This is a genomic window from Dysgonomonas sp. HDW5A (assembly GCF_011299555.1).
Taxonomy (GTDB): Bacteria; Bacteroidota; Bacteroidia; order Bacteroidales; family Dysgonomonadaceae; genus Dysgonomonas_A.
The window spans coordinates 1,619,325-1,639,542 of record NZ_CP049857.1 but is presented as its reverse complement, the minus strand read 5'-3'; the positions used below and the strand labels follow the sequence as shown (position 1 = coordinate 1,639,542).

Annotated in this window: 20 protein-coding genes; 5 read left to right on the top strand and 15 right to left on the bottom strand. The window is 35.4% G+C overall.

Annotated features, from left to right (window positions below; all coding sequences use genetic code 11):
- Window positions 1–38 precede the first annotated feature (38 nt).
- The 3 genes from argB to G7050_RS06775 form a co-directional block, all read right to left on the bottom strand.
- Window positions 39–812, bottom strand: a complete 774-nt coding sequence (argB, locus tag G7050_RS06785) for an acetylglutamate kinase (RefSeq protein WP_166113013.1) — start codon at window positions 810–812, stop codon at window positions 39–41.
- 49 nt (window positions 813–861) lie between these two features.
- Window positions 862–1,473 carry a hypothetical protein gene (locus G7050_RS06780; protein ID WP_166113010.1) on the bottom strand — a complete coding sequence of 204 codons (612 nt, stop codon included), beginning with the start codon at window positions 1,471–1,473 and terminating at the stop codon, window positions 862–864.
- A 267-nt stretch (window positions 1,474–1,740) separates the two neighbouring features.
- A complete protein-coding gene (locus G7050_RS06775; RefSeq protein WP_166113007.1) occupies window positions 1,741–2,433 on the bottom strand; it encodes a NigD-like protein in 693 nt (230 codons plus the stop codon).
- Between the two features lie 158 nt (window positions 2,434–2,591).
- Here G7050_RS06775 and G7050_RS06770 point away from each other — a divergent pair, with 158 nt between their 5' ends.
- The gene (locus G7050_RS06770; RefSeq protein ID WP_166113004.1) at window positions 2,592–3,782 is read left to right on the top strand and encodes a hypothetical protein; all 1,191 of its coding nucleotides are present in this window, start codon (window positions 2,592–2,594) and stop codon (window positions 3,780–3,782) included.
- 4 nt (window positions 3,783–3,786) lie between these two features.
- On the opposite strand, the gene G7050_RS06765 is transcribed toward G7050_RS06770, so the two are convergent.
- Entirely contained in the window at window positions 3,787–4,248 is a 462-nt protein-coding gene (locus G7050_RS06765) for a GNAT family N-acetyltransferase (RefSeq protein ID WP_166113001.1), read from the bottom strand.
- Window positions 4,249–4,332: 84 nt separating this feature from the next.
- Between G7050_RS06765 and G7050_RS06760 the strand changes: the two genes are divergently transcribed.
- Window positions 4,333–5,832, top strand: a complete 1,500-nt coding sequence (locus tag G7050_RS06760; RefSeq protein WP_166112998.1) for a helicase HerA-like domain-containing protein — start codon at window positions 4,333–4,335, stop codon at window positions 5,830–5,832.
- 184 nt (window positions 5,833–6,016) lie between these two features.
- Here the strand turns inward: G7050_RS06760 and G7050_RS06755 are convergent, their stop codons facing one another.
- The 6 genes from G7050_RS06755 to G7050_RS06730 form a co-directional block, all read right to left on the bottom strand.
- Complete coding sequence (locus G7050_RS06755) at window positions 6,017–6,484, bottom strand: PepSY-like domain-containing protein (RefSeq protein ID WP_166112995.1); 468 nt, start codon at window positions 6,482–6,484, stop codon at window positions 6,017–6,019.
- A gap of 54 nt (window positions 6,485–6,538) precedes the next feature.
- Window positions 6,539–6,976 carry a PepSY-like domain-containing protein gene (locus tag G7050_RS06750; protein ID WP_166112992.1) on the bottom strand — a complete coding sequence of 146 codons (438 nt, stop codon included), beginning with the start codon at window positions 6,974–6,976 and terminating at the stop codon, window positions 6,539–6,541.
- A gap of 157 nt (window positions 6,977–7,133) precedes the next feature.
- Window positions 7,134–8,402, bottom strand: a complete 1,269-nt coding sequence (locus G7050_RS06745) for a cell wall metabolism sensor histidine kinase WalK (protein WP_166112989.1) — start codon at window positions 8,400–8,402, stop codon at window positions 7,134–7,136.
- A gap of 2 nt (window positions 8,403–8,404) precedes the next feature.
- A complete protein-coding gene (locus G7050_RS06740; protein ID WP_166112986.1) occupies window positions 8,405–9,076 on the bottom strand; it encodes a response regulator transcription factor in 672 nt (223 codons plus the stop codon).
- A 218-nt stretch (window positions 9,077–9,294) separates the two neighbouring features.
- Window positions 9,295–9,606: a hypothetical protein gene (locus G7050_RS06735; protein WP_166112983.1), complete on the bottom strand. Its 312-nt coding sequence runs from the start codon at window positions 9,604–9,606 to the stop codon at window positions 9,295–9,297.
- A 94-nt stretch (window positions 9,607–9,700) separates the two neighbouring features.
- Entirely contained in the window at window positions 9,701–9,946 is a 246-nt protein-coding gene (locus G7050_RS06730; RefSeq protein ID WP_166112980.1) for a hypothetical protein, read from the bottom strand.
- A gap of 113 nt (window positions 9,947–10,059) precedes the next feature.
- Here G7050_RS06730 and G7050_RS06725 point away from each other — a divergent pair, with 113 nt between their 5' ends.
- Entirely contained in the window at window positions 10,060–10,488 is a 429-nt protein-coding gene (locus G7050_RS06725) for a bacteriophage CI repressor (protein WP_166112976.1), read from the top strand.
- 29 nt (window positions 10,489–10,517) lie between these two features.
- Here G7050_RS06725 and G7050_RS06720 read toward each other — a convergent pair whose 3' ends face one another.
- The 4 genes from G7050_RS06720 to G7050_RS06705 form a co-directional block, all read right to left on the bottom strand.
- Window positions 10,518–11,582: a tyrosine-protein phosphatase gene (locus tag G7050_RS06720; protein WP_166112973.1), complete on the bottom strand. Its 1,065-nt coding sequence runs from the start codon at window positions 11,580–11,582 to the stop codon at window positions 10,518–10,520.
- 217 nt (window positions 11,583–11,799) lie between these two features.
- On the bottom strand, window positions 11,800–14,460 hold the full coding sequence (locus G7050_RS06715; RefSeq protein WP_166112970.1) for a transglutaminase domain-containing protein: 2,661 nt from the start codon (window positions 14,458–14,460) through the stop codon (window positions 11,800–11,802).
- A gap of 142 nt (window positions 14,461–14,602) precedes the next feature.
- On the bottom strand, window positions 14,603–15,616 hold the full coding sequence (locus G7050_RS17975) for an FKBP-type peptidyl-prolyl cis-trans isomerase (RefSeq protein ID WP_166112968.1): 1,014 nt from the start codon (window positions 15,614–15,616) through the stop codon (window positions 14,603–14,605).
- Window positions 15,617–15,798: 182 nt separating this feature from the next.
- Complete coding sequence (locus G7050_RS06705) at window positions 15,799–17,166, bottom strand: glycosyltransferase family 39 protein (protein WP_166112965.1); 1,368 nt, start codon at window positions 17,164–17,166, stop codon at window positions 15,799–15,801.
- Window positions 17,167–17,399: 233 nt separating this feature from the next.
- Here G7050_RS06705 and G7050_RS06700 point away from each other — a divergent pair, with 233 nt between their 5' ends.
- Complete coding sequence (locus G7050_RS06700) at window positions 17,400–18,038, top strand: hypothetical protein (protein ID WP_166112963.1); 639 nt, start codon at window positions 17,400–17,402, stop codon at window positions 18,036–18,038.
- A gap of 77 nt (window positions 18,039–18,115) precedes the next feature.
- Complete coding sequence (locus tag G7050_RS06695; RefSeq protein WP_166117663.1) at window positions 18,116–18,865, top strand: N-acetyltransferase; 750 nt, start codon at window positions 18,116–18,118, stop codon at window positions 18,863–18,865.
- Window positions 18,866–18,937: 72 nt separating this feature from the next.
- Here the strand turns inward: G7050_RS06695 and G7050_RS06690 are convergent, their stop codons facing one another.
- Entirely contained in the window at window positions 18,938–19,981 is a 1,044-nt protein-coding gene (locus G7050_RS06690; protein ID WP_166112960.1) for a bifunctional transcriptional activator/DNA repair enzyme AdaA, read from the bottom strand.
- Window positions 19,982–20,218: the final 237 nt, after the last annotated feature.

The following is a 20,218-nucleotide window of genomic DNA, read 5'->3' as shown; positions in this document are numbered from 1 at the left end:
AAGTAAAAAATACTTGATATTGCTCTTTAAATTGATGTTTATATAATTACTGTTCCTTTGCCTTTTCCTATTTCAGAAGCTTTGGTGATGACTACCTCACTGACTCCTTTTTCTATTGATTTAAAAGCATTTTCGAGCTTAGGAAGCATTCCTCCCTGAATAATACCCTCTTGTACATATTTCTGATAGCTGGCCTTATCTAATTGAGGAATTACACTGTCATCGTCATGTTCATTCATCAATACCCCTTTCTTTTCGAAACAGTATACCAGACTTACATCATAATATTGAGACATTGCCTGAGCCGTTTCCGCAGCCATAGTATCGGCATTGGTATTTAGCATATTACCTTGTCCGTCATGTGAAAGCGGAGCTATAATAGGTACAATATTCTGGTCGATCAAAAGTTTTAAAACATCGCCTTTTACCTTTTTTACATCGCCTACAAAGCCATAATCAATATCTTTAACAGGGCGTTTATCCGATCGTATAATATCCATATCGGCACCTGTTAATCCCAAAGCGTTTACACCCAGAGATTGTAATCCGGCAACAATATTTTTATTCACAAGTCCGCCGTATACCATCGTAACTACTTGCAATGTTTCGCTGTCGGTAATACGTCTGCCGTCTACCATTTTACTTTCTATACCCAAGCGTTCGGCTATTTTGGTGGCTGATCTGCCTCCGCCATGTACCAGTATTTTAAAACCGTCTATTTTTGAGAAATCGTGTAGCAATTGTTTTAAAGAGTCTTCTTCTTCAACAATTTTACCTCCTACTTTTATGATTGTAAGTTTATTTAATGGCATATATGTATATTGTAAATGTATCTAATTAAGTAAAATAGGTATCAGTTTATTATCTTCTGATGTTTACCATATTGGTTTTGGGAAGTAATCCATCCAGAGCTTCAAAATAATCCAAAGTTCTTTTGATTCCTGCTTTTGTTTCGTCACTTATAGTAAAAGAACTGCCGTCGCTTAATATTACTTTGGCATTTTTAGAATTACTAAGAGCTTGCAGGAATTTATAGTCCTTATTTTTCACATCATTATCGTACCAACTAAATGACGATCCTTCGACAAATCTGTTATCAGAACCTTGTGACCGGTTAGCTTTGTAGGTAAACGATTCACCGTCAATAGTATATTTATAAGCGCTTTCGCCTCCATATTGAATACGCATTCTTAGATTTTTTGCCACATCATCAGGTGCCTGAAAGTAGACATATATACCTGTCTGATCTGCCGATAATGCATTTTTGATCTGAATCCATTCTCCGTCTTTGGTGAAATATTGATCCAAAGACTCTTTTGATGGTATATTTTCTGTTGTTGTATCCTGCTTTTCTTCTATTATAGAAACAGTATCCTTGTTATCAGAACCGGCTTTTGATACCTCTTTAGTTGGTGCACTATTGCATGCAAAACCTGTGGATAGTATAGCCAGTGAGATAATAATCTTTTTCATATTGAGATATTTATTATCTGCAAATATAATAAGTTGGTTTGTAATTTTAATGTCTCAAGTCTTTTTATTGCCTTGGCATGTGAAGTAAATAGCCTGTTGTATTTACACAAAAATAGCCACAAGATGCCCTATTGAATACTTTTCGTCATTAAAACAAAAAAGAGACCTCTTCACAGGGATCTCTTTTCCAGGAAAATCAAAAAGTAATTATCAAAATACCTGTTGCATTAAAAATACATAGTACAGGTAAATTTGCAATTTGTATCGTTATTTGTATTTATACGTTATTGGATACTCTTTGGTTTCATCATTGAAATCGAAAACTTTAATGATAAAATTGATAGAGTCTCTATTCTCTGTTTGAAAAGGTCGCAAATCAAAAGCAACATAATTTTTAGTACCGTATCTTTGTGGATCACCATTAGCGTTGTGTCTGAATTCTAATGCAATCGTACCATTAGGAGTAGTGGTTACTTTATCCAGTTTATTTCTTACCAGATTGATAACATGTATTTTTTCTCCTCCAGTATTGTATCCGAAATGAATATTAAGAAAATGGTCGCCTGTCCATAAATCAAGAATTTTGATGGGATCTTTACCTATTTCTTTCTCATTTTCGGAAGTCAGATCAATTACCTCTTTGGTTAATATATCCTGTATCGCATTTATTTTTATAGCATGATCGTATACGCCTGTTTTATCGGATAGTAACGTATAGTTTACGATTACCCTTTTATTAAACTGAGGTTTGTAATACGAGTCGGATGCTACCGGTAATAAAGTACTGCCATTGTCTAATGTTAAATAGAAAGTACCCGAAGTGCTGTCTATTGCATTTACAGTAGCTATATCCAGCCTATAGTTTCCAAGGCTATAGCCGTCATCATTATTACATGAATTGAATGTGAAAATTGCGATCAAGCTAATTACCAAAATTAGGCTGTATCTTATTTTTTTCATTGTAAAACTCCTCCTCTTTTTTATTCTTTATATTTTAGATGCAGAAGTTTCTCAATTGTTGCACTTGTAGAATGTAAAAAACATATAAAATTTGTTTTTAATGATTTATATTTGCAGCCCAAATAGACAATAGATAATTATCTTTTATTTTAATAAACATGCGTACAATTTTCTTTTTTTCGTTTTTGTTCTTTTTTTCCACAATGCTTGATGCACAAAACAATTACAAGCAGGGTTATTTGATTACCAATGAAAATGATACAATCAGAGGCTTAATAAATTTAAGAACAGATAAAAAGAATGCTAAATCTTGTGACTTTAAAGAGACAGAGGCTGATAATAGTAAAATATATTTTCCGGGAGAAATTGCAGGCTATAGATTTATAGATGAAGGACGTTATTATGTGACTAAAGATATAAAAATAGATAGTATTCCACATAAGGTATTTATAGAGTACCTACTTCAGGGAACAATGAATTTATATTTTTATGCAGATGATTTGGAATATTATTTTTTCGAGGATGAAAAAGGTAAGCAGACGTATATTACAAAGAAGCCGGATGACAAAACAACGGATCGAGGAGATGAGAAATATAAAGGTATTATGTTCTATTTATTTAAGGATACTTATCCGGTAGCCCAAGAAGCATATAAAACTCCATTTAATCGTGAGTCAATAAAAAAACTTACCAAAAAATATCACGAAGAGATGTGTCCCAGCGGAGAGCAATGTATTGAATTTGAAGCAAAAAAAGAAAAAAAGTTTATAGCTCTTAAGTATTCAATATATGCAGGTTTAGGTTTTCAGAGCTATTCATTTTATGACGAAAGATTGGCACTTATAAATCCATTCAAGTATATTTCGCCAACTATTGGAGGACAAGTCAATTTTTATCTTCCCCAGTCATCCGAATCTTTTAGTTTATTAGTTGATCTTTCATTATCTAGTGTAAAAGCAGATGAAGAAAAAAACTATAAGAGTAATGAAGGATATACTTCTAAAGTGAAATTCAATTTTGATGCGTTGACTTTCGTCGCAAGATTGGGAATGAAGTATACCTACCCCAAAGGAAAATATAGGCCTACAGTTGAGGGAGGGGCAACTCTATCTTCTTTGTTTAGTAAATCAAGTACTTATTATTATGAAACAACAGTACAAGTAACTCCATTTGAAAAGAATAATTATATTTTGCCTGAAACTTCTTTTTTGGGTTATTATGCAGCCCTAGGACTTGATATGAGTGTGAATAAGAAACAATTTGTTTTTGTCCGTGTTGTATATGATAATGCAAAAAGAAACGGTGATCAATTGAAAACCATTCAAGTGAGATTAGGCTACACTTTCTAAATTCTTATAGAGAATAAGATAATACAATCATATGTTTAGCCTGAATGCCATTTTCAAAAATAGGCTGATGGTAATTATCTGTAAAGAAGTTTTTTCTCAATTCAAAAATTTCGAATCCACATTTCTGATAAAATAACAATTGGTATATGCTGCTATTGGCGGTACCAATTGTTATTTGTTTAAATCCCATTGATATGGCAGTTTCTTTTGCATGATCCAATAATAATGTGCCTACGCCTTTTCTCTGAACATTTTCCGCGACAGCAATGTTTTTAATCTCGATAGTGAGTTCATCAACAGGTAGCAGGGCATAGGTAGCTATCAAAATGTCGTCTAAGTATGCACCGTATATAACCGATTCCATAATGTAACTATTGATCTGATTATAAGATGGATCAGCAAGAAGAAATAATTCGAAAGCATCTTCTTTGTAACTGGTAAGAACTTTTATAACTAGGTCATTCATAAAGTTATATTAAAATAAGGTGAGATAGATTAAATGTTTATTTTTGTATAGTTACGAATTTTATTACAAAAAGGCACAAAAATTATGTTTGATAATGATAAAAAAGCGTTTGTGGCGATTTCGGGAGATAAAGAAATAATCTTAAACTCTAAAATGGCTAATCGTCATGGTTTAATAACGGGTGCAACCGGTACAGGAAAAACTGTGACGCTGCAAAATCTGGCCGAAACTTTCAGTAAAATGGGAGTTCCTGTTTTTGCTGCCGATATTAAAGGCGATTTGTCAGGAGTGGCTAAATCGGGAGGAAATAAAGAAAGTGTGGTAAAGAGGGTAGAGTCGTACCACTTGAATGATAAAGGATTTGAATTTCAGGAATTCCCTGTTCAGTTTTGGGATGTATTCGGACAACAGGGTGTGCCTGTTCGTGCTACTGTAGCCGATATGGGAGCACTTTTATTCAGTCGCTTATTGGCTCTCAATGATACGCAAAGTGCAGTCTTATCTATCATTTTTAAGGTAGCAAAGGACGAATCTTTGGAATTAGTTGACTTGAAAGATTTACAAAAGATAATAGAGTATGTTGGCAACAACAGTAATTCGTTTACTACCAATTACGGAAATATATCTACAGCCAGTATAGGAGCTATTCAGAGAGGGTTGCTTCAATTGGAGCAAGATGGTGCCGATCATTTTTTCGGTGAACCTAACCTTAATCTGGATGACCTGATTCAAACCAATGGCAATAAAGGTATTATTAATATACTTGCAGCAGATAAGCTGATGAATTCGCCCAAGGTATATTCGACTTTTCTGTTGTGGATGATGACCAAATTATTTGACGTGCTTCCCGAAGTAGGAGATCCCGAAAAACCCAAGCTGGTTTTCTTTTTTGATGAGGCACATTTGCTTTTCAGTGATGCACCCAAAGCATTAGTCGATAAAGTGGAACAAGTAGTGAGGCTGATTCGCTCTAAAGGGGTAGGGGTCTACTTTGTAACCCAGAGTCCAGCTGATATACCTGATTCAGTATTGGCTCAATTGGGAAATCGTATTCAACATGCTTTGAGAGCATATACACCTAAAGATCAGAAAGCACTGAAGGTCGCAGCCCAAAGTTTCCGTGCTAATCCAGCTTTCGATACAGAGAAAGCTATTTCGGAATTGGAAACGGGCGAAGCTCTCGTTTCGTTTTTGGATGAAAAAGGCGCTCCACAACCTGTTGAAAGGTCTTTTATTTTACCTCCTGAAGGACAGATAGGACCTATTACTGTAGATGAACGGAAATTGATGATAGAAGGGTCTTTATTATATCGCCATTACGGTGAAGCAATAGACAGAGAATCTGCCTATGAAATTTTGATGGCTCGACTGAATAGTATTCAACAAGAAAAAGACAATGCAGAGCAGGCAAAAACAGATGAAAAAGCCCGCAAAGAGCAAGAAAAACAGGAACGAGCTCAGGAGAAAGCCGATCAGCAAGCATCTAAGCAACGTACTAAATTCTGGGGTGCGATAGCAACCACATTTCTGATTCCTGTTGCCCGCGAATTAGTGAAGTCGTTATTTAAAGGAAAAAAGAAATAGAGTATAAATAATTAAAAGAAATATGTAATGATATATTTTTATTGCTAGGGGCAGACCTATGTGTCTAACCGAAATAGGTGAACACACAGGCTCACCCCTATAGCCAAAGCAATAAATAGTTCTACGAACTTAAAATAACCAAAGACTTTCTTAATCTTTGGCTATTTTTATATCAGATGCATTATTATCTGTCAATACCAATGAAGTTTCCTTCGTGGTTAAATACTAAATCCAGATCGTAATTTAATTCTATATTAAAACCATATATTTTCTTGTCTATGCTAACTATATATTGAGCAGGGTATGTTGTTTTAACATAATTAGGAATAGCTTCAGGAAGTAATTTTATAATTGATGACGGTACAGGTTGCATTTCGCCGTCTACCTCTACCCATAAGCCATTGGTATCAAATTCGGCTTTGAATCCATTAGACAGATAGACTTCATAAAGTGAACCATCGGCATCGGGCTTCTTATCTTTCTCGATACGCAGGTAAGTTGCTCCATTGAAATGAGTAGTTACAAAGTTCTGTGCCGCTTGAGGCAATTCGGATGATTGTATGATTATGTCGTCATCGTCGTCATCACTACATGAAATGAATAAAGACATTGATAGAACTAGTAGTAAACTGCTTAAAGGTATTTTTTTCATTATTGAAAGTATTTAATTAGTGTTGTTTAATTTGTATTCAGTAAGCCCAACAGCTTAATCCATTCTTAAAAAATCTCCCTTTAAATTAAATTCCAGATCCAGATCACCATTTAATTCAATATCGTATTTTCGCGAATCTTTTTCAATTTTAGAAATAGTCATATTCGGAAATTTTGCTTTTACATACTTTATTATCTTGGCAGGAATAAAGGCTGTAGGGATCGATCTGTGTTGTCCGTCTACACCTTTCCAATCGCCGTTCTCGTCAAATTCTAATTGAGTCCCATCCTCCAAGGTTACTTCGTACTCGGTACTAAAGAAACCTTTGTCCTGAATTACATAAGAAGTTTGTAACGAAGGAAAATACGTTTTCAAGAATGTTTGTGCTTTATTGGGTAATTCTTGGAAAGTTACCGGTACATCTTTGGCTTGTAGTTGAGTTACACTTATTATAAATAAAAGTGCAAGTGTAATTTTTTTTAATTGTTTCATAACTGTTCTAATTGATTGAAAATGAATATTTATATTGTATTCTCCGGTTGTCCTTTACTATAGTTTTGCTTATAAAAGCAATAATAAAGTCAGACACCTTAATCGTATTATGAAACAAAGGAAAGAACACTTTCTGGAAACAATTGGGAATATCTGTTTACTGTTTGGAAATGATCTCGAAACAATGACCATTTTCGTAATAATAATTAATCTCTATATGGGGATAACTATCTATAATCGATTTAATTATTGCAAGTCCTAAACCTGTAGACTGTTCGTTTGTAGTACCTTTATAAAATCGGTTAAAAATACTGTCTTTGTCGAGAGGTTCGTTAATTCCTGTATTCTTGAATATAATTTTATTGCTTTCTGAAGATATTATAATATCTCCATTAGGATAGTTGTGAATAATTGCATTTCTGATTAAATTATTGATAAGCATCCTGGCCAGAGTCTCATTAATATCAATAAAGAAATGCTGGGTATATGATTTTGTAATGTTTACTTTTTTATAGGTTATCAGGTCATCATATTCGATAAGTAATTCATCTGTAATTTCGCATAAGTCGATTTTCCGAGTATTATTATATTGCTGATTTTCGACACGCGATAGAGTTAGCAGCGACTTGTTGAGTTGGATCATTCTGTTCACAGCATCAATAATGGTTGATATTTCGGCTAGTTGTTGTTCCGAGTTACTGTTTTCGGCCAGTAACTCCAGTTTATTTCTAACAATAGACAAAGGGGTTTGCAGCTCATGTGAGGCATTTTCGATAAATAGCTTTTGACTTTTAAACGTTTTTTCGGTACGTACGATCATGCTCTGCATCTCCCTTCCTAAATTATTGAATTCTTCGATAGGACTTTGGGTAATGTCAAACGATTGATTGGAGGTAATTTGGTAGTTTTTTAATTTATCAAGCAATTCGAAGAACGATCTCCATATCTTTTTCAGTAAAACATGATTTAGTAATATAATACTGCTTACAAGCATTATGTACAAGACAAGTAAACCCACAAGCATATTTTGGAGCAATTCGTCCTCTTCTATCATGGATGTTATAATTTCCAACTGATAGCTTTCCCCGTTATTATAATTAAATACACAGGTTAATTTACGGATTGGCTCATAATCATCGTCATACTCCATAAACATTTTGCTGGTTTCGAACGTGTTTGTGAGGACGTAGTTGCCTTTTGGAAGATGAGTTATCTTGAACTGGTTGATACCGTATTCATGCGTATTGAGTATTTCGGGATTTACCTGAGCTTCTCGTATAATATGTAATTTAAGATTTTTAAGACCATCATCAATGTTATCATAAACTTCTTCGGTAATATAGGCATAGAAGAGGCCTGCCCACACTGCAATAATAAATAATATAGCAATTGCTAAATAGCGGAGTGTGTAATGTTGTAATTTCATTTTCAGCTCATTTTATATCCAATTCCATATACCGACTGAAGATCGAGTTCGGCATTAGCATCTTTTAATTTTTTCCTTAGATTCTTTATTTGCGAATAGATAAAGTCGAGACTATCTGCCTGATCAGTATAATCACCCCATACATATTCGGCAATGGAAGTTTTGTTGATTAAACGATTTGGGTTGGTCATAAAATAATATAACAAATCAAATTCCTTTCGATTCAAAAGCAGTTCCACTCCATCTACAGCCACGTATCTTTCGGAAGGAAGCAGCTCTACATTATTCCAGACGATGGAGTTTGTACCATCCTGAGAACGTCTTCTTATAGCAGCTTTTATGCGGGCATGTAGTTCAGTCAGGTGAAAAGGTTTTGTCATATAATCGTCAGCTCCCAGATTGAGACCTTCGACTTTATCCTCGAGTGAGTCTTTTGCCGAAATGATTATAATAGGTGTTTTATCTTTATTCTTTTTTAATTCTCTCAGCAGATCAATTCCACTGCCATCAGGCAACATAATGTCAAGCAAAATGCAGTCATAGTCGTACGAGAAGCACTTATCCATTCCCGACACATAATCCGATGCTATTTCTATTATATAATTTTCTTTCTCCAACGATTGCTTCATTATATTCTGAAGCTCAGTTTGGTCTTCAATTATTAATAATTTCATTTGGGCATAAATTGATTTACAGAGGACCAAGATAATAATAAGTTCGCAGAACTATTGGTGACCTTAGTAAGTGAAACAAAAATAGATAGTTATAACTTAACAAAAATAGCATTAAATACTGGGGATCTCTTAATAAAGAAAGCAAAGCTTCCCAAAATAAGATTGGTAGCTTTGCTCATTCTCGATTGATATATAAAATAGTAGTGTAGTTGTTAAAATTAAGCGAGATTGAATTTGACCAGTAGGTTTGAAAATAATCGGATCATTTTTTCATTTGAATACCCTGTTTGAGGTATCAAAAGTATGCTGCAAACCCCCGATTCGGTTGAATAGCGTGTAAAGTCGGGATCTATTTCGACAATTCCGGACGATTCTATCATCATCATTACTTCGGGTATGGGTTTAAAAAAGAGTTCGCAGGGAATAGGATATCCTTTGAGAGCATACCGTTGGTCGAATGAGATGAATGTTTGAGGCGAATCTATAATAATAGAGGCTTCGTTGTGTACTACACGGATTTGAGCTTCCATAAAAAACGTTTTGTAGTTTCAGGCTAGTTTGCAAATCTTAGGGAGTAAGATCTATCGATGCTATTTTTTAATCGAAATAGAGTGTTCAGTTATCTTACTTTTCGGAATCTTTAATTTCCCAAATAGAGTTGAGGTCATTAATTTCGTATTTTTTGAATATTAGTTCGATACCCTCTTTGATATGGGCAGGAATATTTACATAGCAAGTCCGTTTTCGGTAATAGTCTTGTTTTGAACAACCTAAAAAATCAATAATCTCCCCTTGAATTTTACCATAATCAGATTTTGATAATAGTTCCAATCCGGGAGTAAAAGAGTAGTATTTCTTTTCTATCGCCATATTATTCACGAATTTAGTTACTTTTGTAACATGTAAAGTTAATGAGAATACAAATATAGTAAAATTTTCACCAAAACTTACATTTGGTGGTAATTTTACAAACAAAATGTTTTATGACGTTTGGAGAAAGGCTAAATTCTTTGATAGTTGCTTTAGGAGCTAAGAATATCACATCTTTTGAGGATCATGTTGAAGTCTCAAGAAAGACTTTGTCTAAGGTAATTAAGGAAGGAACTGATACTGGATGTAAAAATGTTTACAAAATATGGGTAAAATTTCCCAATGTCAATTTGCATTGGCTACTAACCGGTAGTGGAGATATGTTTATTGATATGTCTGATTCTGCTAAACCTTATCCTCAAGATGCTGCTACCCATTCCTTGGTAGCGGAAGATGTTGTTGAAAAATTAAAAGATGAGTATATAATAGATTTGAAAGATCATATCCAATCTCTTAAGTTAGAAATTGAAGGGCATAAGAATATGATCGAGATGATCAAAAGAGGAGAAGTTATTTTTCCGGTTATAAATAGAGAAGATTAAAAACCGCACTTCTAATTACTGATTGCGCATTATTTATAGAGTAGTATTTTTCTTAATTTTTCCTTTTTATCCTCGGTCAGCTTCAATTCCTTCTCCATATATTTATCTACAGATCCACTCTTATTTTCCATACACGATATAGCATATCTCAGATAAGATCTGTCAGCTTTGCAAACTACTGTAGCAGCCTCTTGCATCTGTTCCGGTAAATAGCGCGCTTCACCCATTACCATTTGTTCGCTGATATATAGGTTTGAGAGCAGGTAATCGTCTTCATTAGCCTCATTGGATATCCCTAAAGCCCTTAGCAGAAAGTAGCTGGCAAGACCGGTGCGGTCTTTACCCAAATATCCGTGGTAAAGAATCGGATAGTTATTGGGATCGCAAAGGATATCAAAGAAACGTGCAAATTCGTCTGAATAATTTTCGACCATAGACCGATACATATCTTGTGTAAACAAAATGGCATCGCCTCTGTAAAAAGTTCCATCCAAAATTTTATCCCTTATATATGCCCTGTTGCCTGATGCTATGGGAAGGTGAACCATATTAGGGGCAGTATACAGATCGGGGAAATTTTCGTATTCATCTACATCCCTGAAATCTATAATTGTTTTTATACCCAGAGATTCAATTATTTTGTAGTCCCGGCTTGTAATTTCGGACAGATCTCCCGAACGAAATACCCTTGCCCATTTTACCTGTTTTTCTTCTTTGGTAAAATATCCACCCAGATCACGCAGATTTTGCATGTTATCCATTTTGAAAACGTGATTGGAGATAATTCCCGAGAATGTTTTATTGACTTTCAGGCGAAAGAATTTTCTGGATATTGAGTCTTGTACCGGTATACGTGCCACATAATCGCTGACCATTGTTTCAGCAGTGGGTGGCTCCAAAAACACGGAGTCATTATCAGACATATATATCTTGATTTTATCCTCCGGATTGGTTGGCGATACCTCCCATTTTAAGACATAGTTTCCCCCGTCTTTATCCCTATCGCAATAGAAATAAATATCAGGATGTTTGGTACATCCTGTTGTAATTAGCAGCGAGCTAAGTATAAAAAATGAGGTGATGTCTTTAATCATTGCTTCTGTTTACTAACTCTAAGGTCTGTGACCTGTTTTTTATCCATCCAAGTGTAAAATCGACTGACAGTTATGGTGCCGAAAAGCGATATTTAATACTTTCTGTTATTTACTACGCCACCAATTTATTAAAAAATAGAGAAGGATGAAAGCTTAATCGCCTTCATCCTTCTTATTTTATGATTATTTAAAACAACTGTCTGCTTTTCTAGAAATCTTATGGATTTTTAGTTGCCGCCTCGGCTCTAATTGTCTTTAATATATTCTCGGGGATACCTATTTGGTACCCTTCCGATGAATACAATATACCTCCTATATCGGACAGATAAATTGTTAAAGGAAAGTTATTTGAGAATTCGATTTGCAAAGCATCTGTTGCTGCATTTAACAAATTACGATTGTTGTCTCTACCCCATACCGATTGGTTAGGGAGGTTTTTAAATACCGATGCGTCAAATGCTGTACTGACTTTGTCATCGGGTACTAAAAACAGGACACCGCCTCCCCATTCGTTCAATTCAGCCTGTTGGTTAGGAATATCCTGAAGCACGTGTTTGGTAGGCTCTTTATCGGGATCTGCAAAACAGATGATAATACCTTTTCCGTTGGCAATATCTTTCAGCGATGTATCGGTTCCATTGGCAAGGGTTATTCGGCTGTTCATATCAACAATACCTTGTATCTGAATACGACCTTCGGTTTTTGGAAGAATGATGTCTAAAGGTTTTGTTTCACCTTCATTCAGTGTGAAGTATTTTGTTTCTACGGTTACCGAACCATCATTGGCACGGCTGCCTACGATCAAGCGGTAGTATCCCGCATCAACTGTTACTTGTCCGGGAAGAGTTTTTAGGGCTGCATCACCTTCAAAATCAAGCGTAACAAAGTCTCCGTCTATAAATTTCGCAATCGTGTAATGCGTAGAGTAAGCGGGTTTAACGATGTTAGAAGCCGAATTATTGAATATGATAGTACCTTTAGGATATTGAGTCTCCGATTCGTCATTCAGATTTACATTGATCCATCCGCCATTCGCATAATACTGAGGGCGTGAGGTTGCCGGCTCTATACGGGCTGCAATACCTTCCGAACGGCATATAGCGACAAATAAACTGTTGCGAGACTCTTTGTCTGCACGTCCTAACTCTACAGATCCTTGTGGCGAAATGGGGCATTTATAATAGTTTGCAACTTCATCGAGTGTTACTTTACTATTGATAAAATTGATGATTTGTTCCACCGTAGCTCTTTCCTGTGTAGGATATTGAGCATCTATACGCTCTTGTAGAAATGCTCTCCAAGGTCTTATCAGTTCTATAGATATGCGTGGAGAAAATACAGAACCTGCTATCATGTCCTGAGGTGTAGCAGCTTCAAAGCCCGATTTTTCGCCTAAATTTAAATGGCTCACAAGATATTCGCATGGAGTATCTCGTAAATCTTTAGCTGTAAGTGAAGCCAGATAAGGAAACAGATACGTATTGTTTTTTTCTTGTAGCATGAAATCTTTTATGTCACGCCAGTTTCCTTGCGACATTTCGAGATATTTCCATGCATTATCACCATCTAGGCCATTATCGGAAGCAAATTTTCGAGCGTCAACTTCGTTTATAAAGGTTTTCATGTACGCATTTCGCAATGAATCTTCATAAGCAAGGCGAACTGCATTGGCTGCGATTTTCTCGGGAGAGAGTTCTTTTATCTTTTGAGGAACAGGAGGATTTATTACCATTCCTTCCTGATATGTTTTTCCGGCTGTTTTATCCAATACAATAGTTAGTTCGGGGCTATCGGGGTGCGATTGTGCATAACCATAATTAGTACCATCGGTTGCCCATACAAACAAGTCTCCTTTTCCGGTAATTACCGATGCCTTTCCATCGGCTTTTGTTGTATACGTAGTGATAGGATAAAATTCAGCATAGTTATATACATTGAACTTTACAGTTGCCCCTTCAGCGGGCTTACCGTCTTTGTTTACTATTTTTACTTTTGCCGTACGTGTATCTGTGTAGTTTGACAAAAGATTAATAACTGAATACAGGTCAGTCTGAAGGTTTTTTTCTTCTTTTCCATCATATACTCCAAAGACATTGGTATGTACCATCATGGCTCTTTTAGCAGGTCCGCTAAACCATCCGACATTCAGTTCAGGTTCAGGTTCGCAAGCTCCCAGATAGTTCCACTTTCCATCAATCCATACTTCTACCCAAGCATGATTATCGTCGGTATGTGCCCAGCGTGGAGTATAGCATTGACGGGCGGGAATACCTACCGAACGCATTGCCATAGTGGTGAAAGTCGACTCTTCGCCGCAACGTCCCCATGAAGTACGCATCAGGGCGAGTGGGGCAGAAGTACGTCCGTCTGTAGCACGGTAATTTACTTTCTCGTGGCACCAGTGGTTTACTTCCAAGGCAGCCTGTTCCATAGTCATACCTTTTACCCGATCTTTCAGTTCATTGAAAAATACTTCACGAGCATTGTCCAGATTCTCATTATTTACACGATATACCAATACAAAATGACGGAATACATCTTCGGGTATTGTTTTACCCCAGTCGAAATATTCACGGGCTTTAAAAGCAGTGCGTACTTGATTCAGGAAAAAATCGCCATCATAATCGGCTAAGTCCGAAAGTGGCATATAGGCATATAAAAACTCCAGAGCTTCTTTTTCTTGAGTTGTAAGCTTTTGATTAAATACTCCGAATAGTGCCTGTTCACGATTCGTAGCAAGGTCTTTTCTTGATAAAAACTGTTTGTTTACTTGCTTGGCGTATGCAGGGTCGGTCAGAAAATGGTCGTGTGTCTGACCAAAAGACGAGCATACCAATGCAAAACCCAATGCAAATGCACTTAAAATTCTTTTTCTCATAGATTATATATATTGGGATAAATCTGTAAGTATACCAGCGTATACTTACAGATTCTCTAGATTGTTTTTATGGGAGTTGGTATCAGAATAAAGTAAGTAATTTAAAACTCCGGCAAGTAGCCAAAGCTATAAAAACAGAACCTTACTTCTCGATATCAAGCAGCTCTACTTCGAATATGAGGTTCGAATATGCAGGAATAGGTCCGCCGTCTCTGTCGCCGTAAGCAAGACTATAAGGAACATACAGAATCCATTTTGATCCTACGGGCATCATTTGCAGAGCTTCTGTCCATCCCGGAATTACTTGCGTAACACCAAATGTAATTGGTTCGCCGCGATCTACACTACTGTCAAATACAGTACCGTCTATTAAGGTTCCGTGATAATTTACTTTAACACGGTCTCCGGCTGTGGGAATAGCTCCTGTTCCTTGTGTAATAACTTTGTACTGAAGTCCGCTTGGGAGTGTTACAACACCATCTTTGGTCGCATTTTCAGCCATGAATCTATCTCCTTTTGCAATCACTTCGGCACTGGCTGCTTTCTTTGCTTCCTGTTCTTTTTCCTGTAAAGCATTTATGCGGGCTTGAACCATTTCGTTGCTGTTGGGAATAAGCAGAGGTTGCTTTTTGATCGCATTGGTCAGTCCTAAAAGGATAGCTTCTTTATTAAGCTCTGCCGATTCGTCGTTTCCAAGCACTTGTTTCGAAAATTCAACTGTCATTCTGTTCAGTTGGTCACCAACTTCCAAGCCTTTACCGTAAGCAAAATTTTGGTCGGATGTCTGTAGGCGTTCGCTTATACCTTTTAGTAACATCTCTATATTTTGAGCATTACTTATGTTGATTGAGTCGAGCTTCGATTTCAACTCATTTTCCAGTCTTGTTTTTTCTTTCGGATTAGTAGCACCTGCTATTAGGTTGTTGTATTCCGAACTTACTTCTGTTGTATCAGCTATTACTTTTAATTGCATGAGATACTGTTCGAGTCCTTGTTCCGCAAGGCTTACACCATATGCATATAAGATAGAATCGTTTGCAGTTTGTATCGAAACAGGATTAGCTTGTGGAGCTGCATCTTTTTTGTTTTTTTTCGCATATACCACCGAAGTGCTTATAGATGCTAGTAGTAGAGCTGATAGAAAGATCTTTTTCATTTTGAATGATTAAGTAAAGTATAATTAGTTATAGTTAAATTTTTTCCGCTTCAAGTTGCTCTGAAAAGACATATGAGAGAGCTAACTTTAATTAAAAAATAAAAATAGATATTTTTTATCAACTATTCTACAATTATGGATTTTTTAAAGATCAGCTATAATTAGATTTTGTAAATAATCACTCAATTGGAGGTTATTCGTCGCATGAGAATTAAATCATCATTTCGGTAACTTTCATTATAATCTTTAGAAAGGATATTGTAAAACTCAGGATTGTAAGATTTATCATAAAACTCAAGATTGGGCAATACAATCCATTGAATATTATGTGTTTGAATTAAGCTGTTTATTTCTTTTAAAATATTTTTGTCATGCTCTCCATGCCATTCTTGTGTTGTAAAATATTTGTAGTTAGGAAGTTCTTCCATTATTAACCAGAACTGTGGGCGTACATTGTATGCAAAAACCAATGATCTTTGGTTGTAAGGAATATTCTCAGCAATATCAAGTGAGTTTTGAATGAATAGAGTTTCATCTTGGTCTTTAATGTATTGATCTAGATTTTTTTTATATATTGTATACCCAAATAACAGAAGTAGACTTGTTACGAAAATAACAATATTATAATTTTGTTTTAATAAACGAACCTTTGATAGAGATAAAATTTGTATAATACCTAATGAATACAAAGGTAGATTTAAAGTCATATAATGAAAATATTTTGGTCCAATATGAGTGGTGATGAAGCCAATCAATAATAAGCAAATGCATAATATTAACATTTTGTAGTCTCTGTATCTTTTGTGATATAAAATAGCTCCTATCATAAATAGGAATAAACTAAGCCATCTTTTAAAAAGATCTTTTATCATAAAAGAGTCGTTTTCAATGTTGTACCGAATATATTTGAAATTAAATATAAAACTAGCGTAAATCATCTCTGAAAATGCCCCTATGTGAATGAAATAGATAATTATAGGTATTGATACGATTAAAAATCCTATTGTAGACCAAACTATAAGATTACTAAATAGTTTCCAGTTTTTATTTTGTAAGGCTATAATCATTATAAATATAAGACAAGCACAAATAATCCCCATATTATTTAACCGCATCCAGAATAATATGGCGGCACTCATTCCTATAATCACAAAGCATACTTTTTGTTTTCTAGCGGAGTAATTCTGAAAACGGATAGTTATCAATAAACAGAGATACAAATAAGGCAAACTCCACTCTTCGGTAGAATTTCCTCCTTGTATTGTAAATGAAAAAGCTAATAAAGTCAACATCACAATACCTATGCTTATAAAGTGCGGTAAATAAGTCTTAGCAATCTTATAAATGAGGATTTGTGTAATAAACAGATTTATAACTTGCAATATAAAGATACTTAATCGTTCGTTATTGACTAGTTTTAATCCTATTGCTTCAATAAAAATCAAATTAGGTCCTTTATGATCAAAAAATTCAACATATGGAATTTTTCCTGCATTAAACATCTTCCCCATTAAGATAAACACGGCACTGTCCCCTCCGTAATAATTCATTAGGAGGCTGGTATTACTGGAGAATACACATAAAAAAAAGAATGATGTAATTAAGAACAAAATATATTGCCAATAATTTGCGATGTTGTGTGTCTGTTTCAATGATCAGAATAGTTTCAAATTAAAGGATGAAAATTAGATTTTTTAATCGATTACTCTACGAATCAGACTAATTTAATTAATTTTGCAAAATTAAAATCCGGAAGTTAAACTAAATTTTTTCATATAAAGCAATGAGTACACTAAAACATATACTGTCAATTCTTCCGGAACCTATAAGCGATTGCTATCTTAACTACAAATATACAAAGCAGCTGGATGCGTGGAAAAGTAAGGGATGCCCTCTTACGACCCCTCATATCGTAAAGCAGTTGGTTATAAAATCGTATCAAAAAACACATCATGTTGATACATTGATCGAAACAGGTACTTATCTGGGAGATATGGTTTATGCTCAGAGAAAAGTATTTAAAAAAATTTATTCGATAGAGCTCAGTAGGCAATTACACGAAAGAGCTGTAAAAAGATTCAAAAAATATTCCAGCATAGAAATTTTGCAGGGAGACAGTGGAGTGGTTCTCGACTCTATTATAAAGAACTTAAATAACAAATCGATTTTCTGGTTGGATGGACATTATTCGGGCGGCTTTACAGCAAAAGGATCTACGGAATGTCCTATAATTAAAGAATTAAATACCATATTCAAATCAAAATACGAGCATATCATTTTAATTGATGATGCCAGAGAATTTAATGGTGAGAATGACTATCCGTCGATAAAAGAATTAGAATCTTTAATACTAAATAGCGGATTCCCTAATTCTTCACTTACAATACAAGACGATATTATACGTATAGAGCTGAAATATTAAGCTTACCCGTGCTGTATTTAGACGAAACAAAGTGAACAATTCACTATATTGTACTTCATAATCTATCCACAATGATCATGAATACTGATTTTATAAACTTAACAGCCGAAAATCTTGCCACTGAGCATTTATGCTGCATTATCCGCAGCAAAAAGCCCCATCCCGGTGTTGAAGCAAAGCGACAATGGCTTTCTGACCGACTCAGTGAAGGTCATGTCTTTAGAAAGTTAAATGAAAAAGCTACTGTTTTTATTGAATATGCTCCTCTTGAAACAGCTTGGGTTCCGATAATCGGTGACAACTATTTGTATGTGTATTGCTTATGGGTTTTAGGTGATCACAAAGGAAAGGGGTATGCGAAATCGCTGATGGAGTATTGTTTGGCTGATGCCAAAGAAAAAGGTAAATCGGGCATTTGTATGCTTGGATCAAAAAAACAAAAATCATGGCTCTCCGACCAATCATTTGCGAAGAAGTACGGTTTTGAAGTTGTGGATAGTACTGATTATGGCTACGAATTACTTGCCCTTTCTTTTGATGGAACAACGCCAAAGTTCACGCCAAATGCAAAGAACCCAAAAATTGTAGGCAAAGAGTTGACAATTTATTATGATATGCAATGCCCTTTTGTCTATCAAAATATGGAGATGATCAAACAGTATTGTGACGCGAATGACGTTCGTGCATCTTTAATTCAAGTGGATACACTACAAAAAGCAAAGGAATTACCTTGTGTTTTCAACAACTATGGAGTATTTTATAAAGGGAATTTTGAGACCGTGAATTTGTTGGATGTTGCCTACTTAGAAAGGATACTCAAAAAGTGAAACTAGATATGAATGTAAAATCCATTAGGCTTATACAATAAAAAAGAAGTGTCTTTAGGAGACACTTCTTTTTTATTGTAGTAACTTCTTTTTCTCTAAATCCAATAGTCGTTTTTTACGCCATAAACCACCACCATATCCCGTAAGAGAGCCATCTGTTCCGATAACTCTGTGGCAAGGAATAATAATGGAGATTTTATTCATTCCGTTTGCATTGGCAACGGCTCTTACCGCTGCCGGATTATTGATGGCATGTGCCTGCTGTTGGTAGGATACTGTTGTCCCGTAAGGTATCTTTAAAAGCATTTCCCATACTTTTTTCTGAAAATCAGTACCCACTGTATCAAGGGCGACGGTAAATTCAGTAAGACTCCCTTCGAAGTATTTTCCGAGTTCTTCTTTAAGTAAATCGAAATGCTTGTTGTGTCCTTGTACTATGGTTGCATTTAAAGATTTCGCTAAATGTTTAAGTTCGGTTTCCAGCATTTTGCGATCGGTAAATTCCAGAAGGCAAATACCCTTGTCGGTAGCACAGGCAACCATAGTACCTAAAGGAGTTTCGAGTCGCATAAGGTCTACAATGTTTTGAGCCTTGCTTTTTGAGGGGGAAACCCCGAAGACTTTCTTGAATGAATCGTTAAAACCACTCAAGGACTCATAGCCTGAGTCAAACGCTGTGTCAGTAACACTTGTGCCCGTTTGAAATTTCTTAAATGCAGTATTTAACTTATGCAATCTTTGATAAGCGTGAAAAGTAATCTGGTGATTCTTCTGGAACCATCGGCGAATGGTACTCGGTTCGATTCCCATTTGTCTCAGATCATAATCCTTTAGTTTGATGGATGGGTTTTTATCCAATAATTCTATCACCTTATTAATGTATTCGGGTGTATCGCCGAGATTCTCCATCGGATGGCAAACCTTACATGGGCGATACCCTTTCAGTATGGCATCTTTGGTGGTTGCAAAAAATTCTACATTCTCCTGCTTGGGTTTACGGGCTGTACAGGTAGGGCGGCAGAATATCCCTGTGGTCTTTACTCCGACAATGAATATTCCTTCGAAAGATTTATCTTTCTCTACCAAAGCCTTGTAATATATAGTATCGTCTTTCATGATTGTAATTTTTTCTGCTTCAAAAGTATAATTAGAAAATGAAGACCACAACCGAAAAATTGACAACTATTTTTAGGTCACAGACCTTTTTGTTACTTTGTTAAATGTAGTAATGATAATGAGCTATTATTGTGGGATGTATGTTTTTTTGCTCCTGTTGTTTATTTTTAGGAGTATGTATACGATTATATATCAAAGTTATGCAGTTATCAAAAATAAATTACTATCTTTGCAGCG

Coding starts and splice junctions, on each gene's coding strand:
- G7050_RS06765 (WP_166113001.1), bottom strand. CDS start 4,248: ATGAATGACCTAGTTATAAAAGTTCTTACCAGTTACAAAGAAGATGCT.
- G7050_RS06770 (WP_166113004.1), top strand. CDS start 2,592: ATGCGTACAATTTTCTTTTTTTCGTTTTTGTTCTTTTTTTCCACAATG.
- G7050_RS17975 (WP_166112968.1), bottom strand. CDS start 15,616: ATGAAAAAGATCTTTCTATCAGCTCTACTACTAGCATCTATAAGCACT.
- G7050_RS06700 (WP_166112963.1), top strand. CDS start 17,400: ATGAGTACACTAAAACATATACTGTCAATTCTTCCGGAACCTATAAGC.
- G7050_RS06740 (WP_166112986.1), bottom strand. CDS start 9,076: ATGAAATTATTAATAATTGAAGACCAAACTGAGCTTCAGAATATAATG.
- G7050_RS06745 (WP_166112989.1), bottom strand. CDS start 8,402: ATGAAATTACAACATTACACACTCCGCTATTTAGCAATTGCTATATTA.
- G7050_RS06720 (WP_166112973.1), bottom strand. CDS start 11,582: ATGATTAAAGACATCACCTCATTTTTTATACTTAGCTCGCTGCTAATT.
- G7050_RS06750 (WP_166112992.1), bottom strand. CDS start 6,976: ATGAAACAATTAAAAAAAATTACACTTGCACTTTTATTTATAATAAGT.
- G7050_RS06780 (WP_166113010.1), bottom strand. CDS start 1,473: ATGAAAAAGATTATTATCTCACTGGCTATACTATCCACAGGTTTTGCA.
- G7050_RS06755 (WP_166112995.1), bottom strand. CDS start 6,484: ATGAAAAAAATACCTTTAAGCAGTTTACTACTAGTTCTATCAATGTCT.
- G7050_RS06760 (WP_166112998.1), top strand. CDS start 4,333: ATGTTTGATAATGATAAAAAAGCGTTTGTGGCGATTTCGGGAGATAAA.
- G7050_RS06690 (WP_166112960.1), bottom strand. CDS start 19,981: ATGAAAGACGATACTATATATTACAAGGCTTTGGTAGAGAAAGATAAA.
- G7050_RS06735 (WP_166112983.1), bottom strand. CDS start 9,606: ATGGAAGCTCAAATCCGTGTAGTACACAACGAAGCCTCTATTATTATA.
- G7050_RS06705 (WP_166112965.1), bottom strand. CDS start 17,166: ATGAATTATTACGGAGGGGACAGTGCCGTGTTTATCTTAATGGGGAAG.
- G7050_RS06695 (WP_166117663.1), top strand. CDS start 18,116: ATGAATACTGATTTTATAAACTTAACAGCCGAAAATCTTGCCACTGAG.
- G7050_RS06715 (WP_166112970.1), bottom strand. CDS start 14,460: ATGAGAAAAAGAATTTTAAGTGCATTTGCATTGGGTTTTGCATTGGTA.
- G7050_RS06775 (WP_166113007.1), bottom strand. CDS start 2,433: ATGAAAAAAATAAGATACAGCCTAATTTTGGTAATTAGCTTGATCGCA.
- G7050_RS06730 (WP_166112980.1), bottom strand. CDS start 9,946: ATGGCGATAGAAAAGAAATACTACTCTTTTACTCCCGGATTGGAACTA.
- argB (WP_166113013.1), bottom strand. CDS start 812: ATGCCATTAAATAAACTTACAATCATAAAAGTAGGAGGTAAAATTGTT.
- G7050_RS06725 (WP_166112976.1), top strand. CDS start 10,060: ATGACGTTTGGAGAAAGGCTAAATTCTTTGATAGTTGCTTTAGGAGCT.